The sequence below is a fragment of the Pseudomonas sp. GW460-12-10-14-TSB1 genome, from assembly GCF_017349775.1.
Lineage (GTDB): Bacteria > Pseudomonadota > Gammaproteobacteria > Pseudomonadales > Pseudomonadaceae > Aquipseudomonas > Aquipseudomonas piscium.
The window spans coordinates 332678-343811 of sequence record NZ_JACNAC010000001.1; the positions used below are offsets into that span (position 1 = coordinate 332678).

Genomic DNA, 11134 nt, shown 5'->3' on the forward strand with positions numbered 1-11134 from the left:
TGCCCGCGATAACGTCCGTATGGACGCCGCCTAACGCCCCGCCTGCCACGGCTGCCCCAGCGACACCGGCGCATACAGGCGGGTGCGCAGCGCATCCCGGGACAGCAGTACCAGCACCAGGATGGTCGCGGCATACGGCAGCATCGCCAGCAGGTTCGAGGGAATCGCCAGGCCCAGCCCTTGCGCCACCAGATGCAGGATGCTGGCGAGGCCGAACAGGTAGGCGCCGAGCAGCAGGCGCCACACCCGCCAGCTGGCGAACACCACCAGCGCCAGGGCGATCCAGCCGCGACCGGCGCTCATGTTTTCCGCCCACATCGGTGTGTAGGCCAGGGACAGGTAAGCCCCGGCCAAGCCGGCCATGGCGCCGCCGAACAGCACCGCCAGGGTGCGTACCCGCAGCACCGGCAGGCCCATGGCGCTGGCCGCATCGGGGTTTTCGCCGACCGCCTGGATGATCAGGCCGACCCGGCTTTTCAGGATCACCCAGGCCACCCCGGCGAACAGGGCAAAGGACAGGTAGACCAGCAGGTCCTGGGCAAACAGCATGCGCCCGATCAGCGGGATCTCGCTCAGCAGCGGAATCGCCATGGGCTCGAATCCGGCCAGCGGTTTACCGACCCAACTGGCGCCGACGAAACTCGACAGCCCGACACCAAAGATGGTCAGGGCCAGGCCGGTGGCCACCTGATTGGCGTTGAACACCAGCGCCACCAGGGCGAACAGCGCCGACAGCAGCATCCCGGCGAGCATCGCCAGCAGCACGCCGAGCCACAGGTTGCCGCTGCTCAGGGCGACGATAAAACCTATCGCCGCACCAAACAGCATCATGCCTTCCTGGCCGAGGTTGAGGACGCCGCTCTTCTCGCAGATCAGCTCGCCCAGGGCCACCAGCAGCAGCGGCGTGCCGCAGCGGATCATGGCGTAGAAAATATTGCTCAACAGATCGATGTCCATCACAGCGCTCCTGCCTGCACGGAAGGGGTGGTGGCGCGACGTGCCCAACGCAGGTTCAGGCGCGGCCGATAGAGAATCAGCACGTCACTGGCCAGCAGGAAGAACAGCATCATGCCCTGGAACAACTGGGTGATGGCTTGCGGCAGGTTGAGGCTCATCTGCGCGTTCTCGCCACCGATGTACAGCAGCGCCATCAGCAGGCTGGAAAACAGAATGCCGATGGGGTGCAGGCGGCCGAGAAAGGCCACGGTGATCGCCGCATAGCCGTAGCCGGGGGACACCTGGGGCACCAGCTGGCCGATGGGGCCGGTGACTTCGCACACCCCGGCCAGGCCGGCCAGCCCACCGCTGATCAGCAGCGCCAGCCAGATCAGGCGCCTCTCGCGAAAACCGACGAAGCCGGCGGCGCGTTTGTCCAGGCCCAGCACCTTGATTTGGAAACCGACGAAGCTCTTTTGCAGCAGCACCCACACCGCCACCAGGGCCAGCAGGGCGAAATACACCCCGGCGTGCACCCGGCCATCTTCCAGGAGCAGCGGCAGGCGGCTGGCATCGCCGAACATCGCCGACTCGGGGAAGTTGAACCCGGCCGGGTCTTTCAACGGCCCGTGCACGCAATACAGCAGCAGGTTCAGGGCGATGTAGTTGAGCATGATGCTGGTGAGGATTTCATTGGCGTTGAAGTGGGTGCGCAACCAGGCGGTGAGCCCGGCCCAGGCGGCACCGGCCAGGGTGCCGGTGAACAGGATCAGCACCAGCGCCCAGCGGCTTTGCAGGTCGATGATGTTCACCGCCAGGGCGCTGCCGGCCAGGGCGCCGAGCAGCAACTGGCCTTCGGCGCCGATGTTCCAGATCCGTGCCTGATAGGCCACGGCCAGGCCGAGGGCGCAGAGCAGGATCGGCAGTGCCTTGACCAGTAGTTCGGAGACGCCGTACAGGTCGCTGATTGGGGCGATCAGCAAGGTGTGCAGGGTTTCCAGCGGGTCGTGGCCCAGGGCGACAAACAGCAGCGAGCCGCAGCCCAGGGTCAGGGCGGCAGCCAGCAGCGGCGAGCACCAGAGCATCAGGCGCGATTGCTGGCCGCGGGGTTCGAGGGAAAGCAGCATAAATAAAGAACTCCGTTACGCCGGCTGAGCAGATGAGTGGGCGGGGGCATCGAACTGGCCGGCCATCCAGCCGCCGACTTCGACCGGGCTGGTGTCCGCGGTGGCCTTGAGCGCCGACAGGCGACCGCTGCACAGGGCCGCCAGGCGATCGCTGATCTGGAACAGTTCGTCTAGGTCTTCGGAGATCACCAGGATCGCCGCCCCCGCATCGCGCAGGGCCACCAAGGCCCGGTGGATAGTCGCGGCGGCGCCGACGTCGACGCCCCAGGTCGGGTGCGCGGCGATCAGCAGCCTGGGGTGCTGGAGGATTTCCCGGCCGAGGATGAATTTCTGCAGATTGCCGCCGGACAGGCTGCGGGCGGCGGTCTGGCTGTCCGGGGTTTTCACCGCGAAGCGGCGGATGATGTCTTCGGCCAGGGCCAGCACCTTGTCGCGCTGGATCAGGCCTTTGCTCACCAGCCCTTGCTGGAAGGCGGTCAACAGGGCGTTGTCCGCCAGGCTCAGTTCCGGCACGGCGCCGTGGCCCAGGCGCTCGGCCGGGACGAACGCCAGTCCCAGCCCACGGCGGGTATCGGGGCGTAGGTGGGCGACGTACTGACCGGCGAAGCGCAAGGTGGCAGCCGCGGCACGATCAAGGCGCTGTTCGCCGCTGAGCAGGGCCAGCAGTTCATCCTGGCCGTTGCCGGCGACCCCGGCGATGCCGACGATTTCCCCGCTGCGCACCTCCAAGTCGATGTCCTTGAGCGAGCAGCCGAACGGGTCCGGATTGGGCCAGGACAACTTCTGGACCTGCAGGAAGGCGTCGCCGCCCCTGGCCTTCGGGTAGTCGGTGATCAGGCCCGCGGCTTCGCCGACCATCAGCCCCGCCAGTTCCTGGTCCGAGCATTCGGCCGGTATGCAGTGCCCGGCAACCCGGCCGCCGCGCAGTACCGTGGCGCTGTGGCACAGGGCGCGGACTTCGCCGAGCTTGTGGCTGATGAACAGAATGCTGCAGCCCTCGCTGGCTAGGCGGCGCAGGGTGACGAACAGCTCATCGGCTTCCTGGGGCGTCAGCACCGAGGTCGGTTCGTCGAGGATCAGCAGGCGGATGTCCTGCATCAGGCAGCGAATGATTTCCACCCGCTGGCGTTCGCCGATGGACAGGCTGTGCACCAGGCGTTCCGGCTCCAGGGCCATGCCGTAGCGCTGCGAAACCTGGCGAATCTTCGGCTCCAGTTGCTTCGGCGTACCGGCCGCGGCGCCCATGGCCAAGGCAATGTTCTGCGCCACGCTCAGGGTCTCGAACAACGAGAAATGCTGGAACACCATGCCGATCCCCAGGCTGCGCGCCTGGGCCGGATTGCGCATCAGCTGACGCTGCCCTTGCCAGATCAGCTCGCCCGAGTCGGCCTGGGTCACCCCGTAGATGATCTTCATCAGGGTGCTTTTGCCGGCGCCGTTTTCACCGAGCAGGGCATGGATTTCCCCGGGCTGGATGCTCAGGTCGATCCCGTCGTTGGCCAGGCAACCGGGATAACGCTTGGTGATCCTGCGCAGTTGCAGGCGGGGTGTTGCATCGGGGATGGGAACGGGGTTGGGCATGACGGACTCGGGTCGCTGAACGTTATGCCTGTGGATAAAGCAATTTCCTGGCCAGTGAGTCAGGAAAGCGTCCGGGCCGCGATGGACCGCGGTCTTGTGCACCTTCAGGTCGTCCACTGCACCGGCACCTGGCACCAGTTCGGGGCAGGGTGTTTGAAAGGGTGGCGGTTTTGCCCACGCAAGGTTGGTCGAAAAGTGATCAGCAGCCTGCAAGCCTTGCCGTATCGGCGGCTGGCGCAGCCTTGCACGGGTTATCCACAGCTTGCTCCACAGTATTTGTGCGCAAGCCCAAAGGTCGGGCATAAGCACTGTGTGGCTTTCTTCTAAAGGCGATAAACAGAGCTAACTTACTGTTTTAGCTTGAAAAATGTATTTATGGCGGCCGATTGGCTGAAAAGTGAACAACCGCCGCAAAGCCACGTTGCAAAAGGGTTACAGGCAAGTGTGCTCAGGTTATCCACAGCCGGGTACACAGCAGGTGTGGGCAAGTCGGCTATCCACCGGGCCGCTGTGCACAGGAAGATTTCGAGACGTGAGTGCGGTGTTGGTGCACTCAGCGCTGCAAGAGGATGCGCCCGCGACTCAGGTCGGCCAGCTGGCTTTGCAAGGTGGCAATCTGGCTTTCGCCCAGGGCCAGTTGCAGCTCCACGCCGTTGGCCGTGAATTGTTCCTTGACCAGCAGCCCGCCGAGTTCGGCGACCCGCAGCTTGACCAGGGCCAGTTCGCTGAAGCTGCAGGCGCAACGCAGGGCTACCCGGCTGACCAGCTCGATGCGTTCGGCGCCTTGCAGGCACTTGTTGGCGCTGCCGCCATAGGCGCGGGCCAGGCCGCCGGTGCCCAGTTGAATGCCGCCGTACCAGCGAATCACCAGCACCGCGACCTGATCGCAGTCCTGGGCTTCGATGGCCGCGAGGATCGGCCGGCCGGCGGTGCCGCCAGGCTCACCATCGTCGCTGCTGCGGTATTGGTCGGCGAATTTCCAGGCCCAGCAGTTGTGGGAGGCGTTGAGATCGCTGTGCTGTTCGATAAAGGCTTGGGCCTCGGCCGCGCTGTTGATCGGAGCGGCGAGGGCGATAAAGCGGCTTTTGCGAATCTCTTCGCGGTATTCGCAAAGGCCGGCGAGGGTAAAGGGCATGCGCTGTGTTCTTTATAAGGCAGGCTTGAGGCCGCAACCCTTGAGGATGATGCGGATCAGGTTGTTGCCGGCGTCTTCCATGTCCTGCTTGGTCAGCTTGCTGCGACCGGTGACGCGGCAGATCTGGGTGGCGAAGTCGGCGTAGTGCTGGGTGCTGCCCCACAGCAGGAAGATCAGGTGCACCGGGTCCACCGGGTCCATTTTGCCGGCGTCGATCCAGGCCTGGAACACCGCGGCGCGCCCCTGGAACCAGGCACGATAATCCTGGCTGAAGTATTCGCTGAGGCATTCGCCGCCGCTGATGATCTCCATGGCGAAGATCCGCGAGGCCTGGGGCTGGCGCCGGGAGAACTCCATCTTGGCGCGGATGTAGCGGGTCAGCGCTTCGGCCGGATCGTCCTCGGCGGTCAGGGTGTTGAAGGTGCTGTCCCACAACTCGAGGATGTTGCTCAACACCGCGACATACAGCCCAAGCTTGTTGGTGAAGTAGTAGTGCAGGTTGGCCTTGGGCAGGCCGGCATTCTGCGCGATGGTGTTCATGCTGGTGCCTTTGAAACCGTGACGGGCGAACTCGTCTTCGGCGGCCTTGATGATCGCTTCTTCGTTTTTCTGGCGAATACGGCTGGCGGGCTTGGCGGTTTGAGGGCCGGCGTGGGCTGGGACTTCAAGGGTCATAGGCGTTTCCGAGCTGTTCTGTGGGTGCAAGCAGTGCGTTGATAGCGCACCCACAGGCCTCAGACAAGCCTTAATGGGCAGAAAACCCTCAAAGCGGTTCCAGGGTGTCGCTTTCGCGAGCCGGATTTGCGTCACGCAGCGCAGCCCGGTCTTCCGGCAGCAACAGGCACATGAGGATCGCGGTCAGGCCGCCGCTGGTGATCGCCGAATCGAACAGGTTCTGCACCACCTTGGGCAACAAATGCAGCAGGTTCGGTTGCGCCGCGATCCCCAGGCCGACGCCGAAGGAGGTGGCGATGATCAGCATGCTGCGTCGGTCCAGCGGCGCCTGGGCGAGGATGCGCACGCCGGCTGCGGCGACGCTGCCGAACATCACCAGGGTGGCGCCGCCCAGCACCGGCTTGGGGATTTGCTGCAGCACCGCGCCGATCAATGGAAACAGGCCCAGGCAAAACAGCAACAGGCCGATGTACAGGCCGACATGGCGGCTGGCTACGCCGGTCAGCTGAATCACCCCGTTGTTCTGGGCGAAGGTGGTGTTGGGGAAGGCGCTGAAGGTCGCGGCGATCATGCAACTGACGCCGTCGCCGAGAATGCCGCCCTTGAGCCGGCTTATATAAGAAGGGCCGCTGATGGGCTGGCGGGCGAGCATGCAGTTGGCGGTCAGGTCGCCGACGGTTTCGATGGTGCTGATCAGGTAGATCAGTGCCACGGGCAGGAACGCCGTCCAGTCGAAGCTGAAACCGAAGCGGAAGGGTGTCGGCAGACTGATCAGCGGCAGGTCGGGCAATGCCTGGGGCGCCAGCTTGCCGCTGAACCAGGCGGCGAGGCTGCCCAGGGCCAGGCCGATGATGATCGCCGACAGCCGTACCCAGGGCGTGTTCGAGCGGTTCAGCAGGATGATCGTCAACAGCACGAACAGCCCCAGCGCCAGATTGCCGGGGGCGCCGAAGTCCGCGGCATTGAAGCCACCGCCCAGGTCGGTGATGCCGACCTTGATCAGGCTGACGCCGATCAGGGTGATCACGATGCCGGTGACCAGCGGGGTGATGACCCGGCGCAATTGGCCGATGAAGCGACTCAGGAGGATCTGCACCGCCGCGCCGAAAAAGCACACACCGAAAATCATCGCCAGGATGTCTTCCGGGCTGCCGCCCCGTTGCTTGACCAGAAAACCCGCGGACAGCACCGCGCCGAGGAAGGCGAAGCTGGTGCCTTGCAGGCAGATCATCCCCGCGCCGATCCCGAATGGCCGACGCGCCTGGATGAAGGTACCGACGCCGGAAACCATCAGCGCCATGCTGATCAGGTAGGGCAGGTGGGCGCCCAGGCCCAGGGTCGAGCCGATCACCAGCGGTGGGGTGATGATGCCGACGAAGCTCGCCAGCACATGCTGCAGGGCGGCGAGTATCGCGGCGAGGGGTTTCGGGCGATCGTCGAGACCGTAGATCAGATCGCTTTGGCTGGAGGTGTCTGGCTGCATGGACTGGGAACTCAGGGCTGAGGGTTCAAGGTCCTAGTGCTCTGCAAAAAGCTGTCCATCTGCTCAGGTTATTGTGAGTTATCCCCGCTGTAAGCCAATAAGTGTGGGGCTTTGATGGCATTTTCTGTTTTTTCAGCGGGTGGCCGCCAGGCTGTCCAGGAAGCTTTCCAGCACCAAATGGGGGCGACGACCCTTGCGTGTGACCGATGCCAGGCTCAGGTCATAAAAACGTGAAGCGGGTTTGAGGGCGCGCAGTCGCCCTTGCTGGACCCAGAGGCTGGCGTAGTGGTCCGGCAGGTAACCGATGTAGCGTCCGGTGAGGATCAGGAACGCCATGCCTTCACGATCCGAAGCGCTGGCGGTGCAATTGAGCGCCTGGTAATGGGCCTGGATCTCGGCGGGCAGGCGGAAGGTCGGGGCGATGGCGTCCTGTTCGTTGAGGCGCCGATCATCCAGTTGCTTGTCGTCGACATAAAACAGCGGATGGCCGACGGCGCAGTAAAGCAGTGAGCGTTCGCTGTACAGCGGCTGGTATTCCAGCCCGGACAAGGCGCTGGCCTGGGGCACCACGCCGACATGCAGGCGTCCGTCGAGCACCCCTTGTTCGACTTCGTTGGGAGCAATCATGCGGATCTGGATCTGCACGTCCGGACCGCGCTCCTTCAGTTGAGCCAGGGCATGGGTGATGCGCATGTGGGGCAGGGTGACCAGGTTGTCGGTCAGGCCGATGATCAGTTCGCCACGCAGGTGGCGGTGCAGGCCGTTGACCTCGGTGCGAAAGCTTTCCAGGGCGCTCAACAGCTGCAGGGCCGATTGATACACCTCGCGCCCTTCTTCGGTCAGTGAAAAGCCGGCGCGTCCACGTTGGCACAGGCGCAGGCCCAGGCGTTGCTCGAGGTCGCTCATCTGCTGGCTGATGGCCGAGCGACCGATGCCGAGCACGGTTTCCGCGGCGGAGAAGCCACCGCACTCGACCACGCTGCGAAAGATCCGCAGCAGGCGGATATCAAAGTCGCTGACTTGTGCCAGCGGGTCGGCGCGACGGCTGCTCATAGTTTAGTGAACCACTGCCTGAAGGTTATAAAAGTTGGATTTCACCGACTTTATAGCCGTGGCAACTTAGCTGCAACAACGCTTTCCGATCCCTGCGCCGCTTATTGCCCTGCGAGGTTTTGCCCCATGAACATGCATGAAAACGCTCCAGCTTCCCTGGCCAGCCAGCTCAAGCTCGATGCTCACTGGATGCCCTACACCGCCAACCGCAACTTCCAGCGCGATCCACGTCTGATCGTCGCCGCCGAAGGCAGCTGGCTGGTCGACGACAAGGGCCGCAAGGTTTATGACTCGCTGTCCGGCCTGTGGACCTGTGGTGCCGGCCACACCCGCAAGGAAATCCAGGAAGCGGTGGCCAAGCAATTGGGCACCCTCGATTACTCACCGGGCTTCCAGTATGGTCACCCGCTGTCGTTCCGGCTGGCCGAGAAAATCACCGCGCTGACCCCGGGCAACCTGAACCATGTGTTCTTCACCGACTCCGGTTCCGAATGCGCCGATACCGCGGTGAAAATGGTGCGTGCCTACTGGCGCCTGAAAGGCCAGTCGACCAAGACCAAAATGATCGGCCGTGCCCGTGGCTACCACGGCGTGAACATTGCCGGCACCAGCCTCGGCGGGGTCAATGGCAACCGTAAACTGTTCGGCCAGGCGATGATGGATGTCGACCACCTGCCGCACACCCTGCTGGCAAGCAACGCGTTCTCCCGTGGCATTCCGGAGCAGGGCGGTATCGCCCTGGCCGACGAGCTGCTCAAGCTGATCGAACTGCATGACGCCTCCAACATCGCCGCGGTGTTCGTCGAGCCTCTGGCCGGTTCCGCTGGCGTGCTGGTGCCGCCACAGGGTTACCTCAAGCGCCTGCGGGAAATCTGCGACCAGCACAACATCCTGCTGGTGTTCGACGAAGTGATCACCGGTTTCGGTCGTACCGGCAAGATGTTCGGTGCCGACAGCTTTGGCGTGACCCCGGACCTGATGTGCATCGCCAAGCAAGTCACCAACGGCGCGATTCCGATGGGCGCGGTGATTGCCAGCTCCGAGATCTACCAGACCTTCATGAATCAGCCGACTCCTGAATACGCAGTGGAATTCCCCCACGGCTACACCTACTCGGCGCACCCGGTGGCCTGTGCGGCCGGCCTGGCGGCACTGGATCTGCTGCAGAAGGAAAACCTGGTGCAGAGCGTCGCTGAGGTGGCGCCGCATTTCGAGAAGGCACTGCACGGCATCAAGGGCACGAAGAACGTCATCGACATCCGTAACTACGGCCTGGCCGGTGCCATCCAGATTGCCCCACGGGATGGCGACGCCATCGTGCGTCCGTTCGAAGCGGGCATGGCCCTGTGGAAAGCCGGTTTCTACGTACGTTTCGGCGGTGACACCCTGCAGTTCGGCCCGACCTTCAACAGCAAGCCGCAGGATCTGGACCGTCTGTTCGATGCCGTCGGCGAAGTGCTGAACAAGCTCGACTGATTCCTCCCTCTATATAAGTACCAACAGCAGGCGCCCCTGGGCGGGCGCCTGTGGACAACTTCAGGAGTTCCCCGATGAGCGTTATCCCGCATTTGATCAATGGTGAACTGGTGACCGAGAGCGGTCGCGCGGTCGATGTGTTCAACCCGTCCACCGGTCAGGCGATCCACAAGCTGCCGCTGGCCAGCCGCGAAACTATCCAGAGCGCCATCGATGCCGCCAAGGCGGCCTTCCCGGCCTGGCGCAACACACCGCCGGCCAAGCGTGCCCAGGTGATGTTCCGCTTCAAGCAACTGCTGGAGCAGAATGAATCGCGCATCGCCCAGTTGATCAGCGAAGAACACGGCAAGACCCTGGAAGACGCCGCCGGTGAGCTCAAGCGTGGTATTGAAAACGTCGAGTTCGCCTGTGCCGCTCCAGAAATCCTCAAGGGCGAGTACAGCCGCAACGTCGGCCCGAACATCGATGCCTGGTCCGACTTCCAGCCGCTGGGCGTGGTTGCCGGCATCACCCCGTTCAACTTCCCGGCGATGGTGCCGCTGTGGATGTATCCGCTGGCGATCGTCTGCGGCAACTGCTTCATCCTCAAGCCATCCGAGCGTGACCCGAGCTCGACCCTGCTGATCGCCCAGCTGCTGCTGGAAGCCGGCCTGCCGAAAGGCGTGCTGAGTGTGGTGCACGGCGACAAGACCGCGGTGGACGCGCTGATCGAAGCGCCGGAGGTCAAGGCACTGAGCTTCGTCGGTTCGACGCCGATTGCCGAATACATCTACGCCGAAGGCACCAAGCGCGGCAAACGCGTGCAGGCGCTGGGCGGGGCGAAGAACCACGCCGTGCTGATGCCGGATGCCGACCTGGATAACGCGGTCAGTGCCCTGATGGGCGCGGCCTACGGTTCCTGCGGCGAGCGCTGCATGGCGATCTCGGTTGCCGTGTGTGTCGGCGACCAGGTGGCCGATGCGTTGGTAGCCAAGCTGGTACCGCAGATCAAGGCGCTGAAAATTGGTGCCGGCACTTCCTGTGGCCTGGACATGGGGCCGCTGGTCACAGGTCAGGCGCGGGACAAGGTCAGCGGTTATGTCGAGGATGGTGTGAAGGCGGGCGCGAAGCTGGTAGTCGACGGCCGTGGCCTGAGCGTGCCGGGGCATGAAGAAGGCTTCTTCCTTGGTGGCTGCCTGTTCGATAACGTCACCCCGGAAATGCGTATCTATAAAGAAGAGATCTTCGGGCCGGTGCTGTGCGTCGTGCGGGTGAACAGTCTGGAAGAGGCCATGCAACTGATCAACGATCACGAGTATGGCAACGGTACCTGCATCTTTACCCGTGACGGTGAAGCGGCGCGTCTGTTCTGTGACGAGATCGAAGTCGGGATGGTGGGCGTCAACGTACCGCTGCCGGTACCTGTGGCTTACCACAGCTTCGGTGGTTGGAAGCGTTCGCTGTTTGGCGACCTGCATGCCTACGGTCCGGACGGCGTGCGCTTCTATACCCGTCGCAAGGCGATCACTCAGCGCTGGCCGCAGCGTGCCAGCCATGAAGCCTCGCAGTTCGCCTTCCCTAGCTTGTAATAAGTAGAAGGGTATTAAAGGCCGCCCCCTAGGGGGCGGCCTTTGCTTTTAGGGGCGTTTTTGACTGATATGACAGATTTGTGAAAATAAGTGTTGACGA

General features: G+C 63.5%; 9 protein-coding genes. 2 read left to right on the forward strand and 7 right to left on the reverse strand.

Translation table 11 applies throughout. The annotated features are described in order from the left end of the window. Window positions 1-30: 30 nt before the first annotated feature. The 7 genes from J4D52_RS01455 to J4D52_RS01485 all read right to left on the reverse strand — a co-directional run bounded on the left by J4D52_RS01455 (window position 31) and on the right by J4D52_RS01485 (window position 7990). The gene (locus J4D52_RS01455) at window positions 31-957 is read right to left on the reverse strand and encodes an ABC transporter permease (RefSeq protein WP_102676005.1); all 927 of its coding nucleotides are present in this window, start codon (window positions 955-957) and stop codon (window positions 31-33) included. Further along, a complete protein-coding gene (locus J4D52_RS01460; protein WP_102676006.1) occupies window positions 957-2063 on the reverse strand; it encodes an ABC transporter permease in 1107 nt (368 codons plus the stop codon). The genes J4D52_RS01455 and J4D52_RS01460 overlap by 1 nt, the downstream gene beginning before the upstream one ends. Before the next feature lie 15 nt (window positions 2064-2078). Then, window positions 2079-3644, reverse strand: a complete 1566-nt coding sequence (locus J4D52_RS01465) for an ABC transporter ATP-binding protein (RefSeq protein ID WP_102676007.1) — start codon at window positions 3642-3644, stop codon at window positions 2079-2081. A gap of 553 nt (window positions 3645-4197) precedes the next feature. Further along, window positions 4198-4779: a YigZ family protein gene (locus J4D52_RS01470; RefSeq protein ID WP_102676008.1), complete on the reverse strand. Its 582-nt coding sequence runs from the start codon at window positions 4777-4779 to the stop codon at window positions 4198-4200. Window positions 4780-4791: 12 nt separating this feature from the next. Continuing rightward, window positions 4792-5454 (reverse strand): TetR/AcrR family transcriptional regulator, encoded by a 663-nt coding sequence (locus J4D52_RS01475; protein ID WP_007930696.1) that lies wholly within the window; start codon window positions 5452-5454, stop codon window positions 4792-4794. A gap of 88 nt (window positions 5455-5542) precedes the next feature. Then, on the reverse strand, window positions 5543-6937 hold the full coding sequence (locus J4D52_RS01480; RefSeq protein WP_063428182.1) for a uracil-xanthine permease family protein: 1395 nt from the start codon (window positions 6935-6937) through the stop codon (window positions 5543-5545). A gap of 132 nt (window positions 6938-7069) precedes the next feature. Continuing rightward, window positions 7070-7990: a LysR family transcriptional regulator gene (locus J4D52_RS01485; RefSeq protein ID WP_009046837.1), complete on the reverse strand. Its 921-nt coding sequence runs from the start codon at window positions 7988-7990 to the stop codon at window positions 7070-7072. 126 nt (window positions 7991-8116) lie between these two features. Here J4D52_RS01485 and J4D52_RS01490 point away from each other — a divergent pair, with 126 nt between their 5' ends. Both J4D52_RS01490 and J4D52_RS01495 read left to right on the forward strand, forming a co-directional pair. Further along, on the forward strand, window positions 8117-9466 hold the full coding sequence (locus J4D52_RS01490; RefSeq protein ID WP_063428184.1) for an aspartate aminotransferase family protein: 1350 nt from the start codon (window positions 8117-8119) through the stop codon (window positions 9464-9466). Between the two features lie 74 nt (window positions 9467-9540). Beyond that, complete coding sequence (locus tag J4D52_RS01495; protein WP_025807895.1) at window positions 9541-11034, forward strand: CoA-acylating methylmalonate-semialdehyde dehydrogenase; 1494 nt, start codon at window positions 9541-9543, stop codon at window positions 11032-11034. Window positions 11035-11134: the final 100 nt, after the last annotated feature.

Excerpts from the sequence above, each read along its gene's own strand:
- J4D52_RS01480 (WP_063428182.1), bottom strand. The coding sequence starts at position 6,937 with ATGCAGCCAGACACCTCCAGCCAAAGCGATCTGATCTACGGTCTCGAC.
- J4D52_RS01465 (WP_102676007.1), bottom strand. The coding sequence starts at position 3,644 with ATGCCCAACCCCGTTCCCATCCCCGATGCAACACCCCGCCTGCAACTG.
- J4D52_RS01475 (WP_007930696.1), bottom strand. The coding sequence starts at position 5,454 with ATGACCCTTGAAGTCCCAGCCCACGCCGGCCCTCAAACCGCCAAGCCC.
- J4D52_RS01460 (WP_102676006.1), bottom strand. The coding sequence starts at position 2,063 with ATGCTGCTTTCCCTCGAACCCCGCGGCCAGCAATCGCGCCTGATGCTC.
- J4D52_RS01495 (WP_025807895.1), top strand. The coding sequence starts at position 9,541 with ATGAGCGTTATCCCGCATTTGATCAATGGTGAACTGGTGACCGAGAGC.
- J4D52_RS01455 (WP_102676005.1), bottom strand. The coding sequence starts at position 957 with ATGGACATCGATCTGTTGAGCAATATTTTCTACGCCATGATCCGCTGC.
- J4D52_RS01485 (WP_009046837.1), bottom strand. The coding sequence starts at position 7,990 with ATGAGCAGCCGTCGCGCCGACCCGCTGGCACAAGTCAGCGACTTTGAT.
- J4D52_RS01490 (WP_063428184.1), top strand. The coding sequence starts at position 8,117 with ATGAACATGCATGAAAACGCTCCAGCTTCCCTGGCCAGCCAGCTCAAG.
- J4D52_RS01470 (WP_102676008.1), bottom strand. The coding sequence starts at position 4,779 with ATGCCCTTTACCCTCGCCGGCCTTTGCGAATACCGCGAAGAGATTCGC.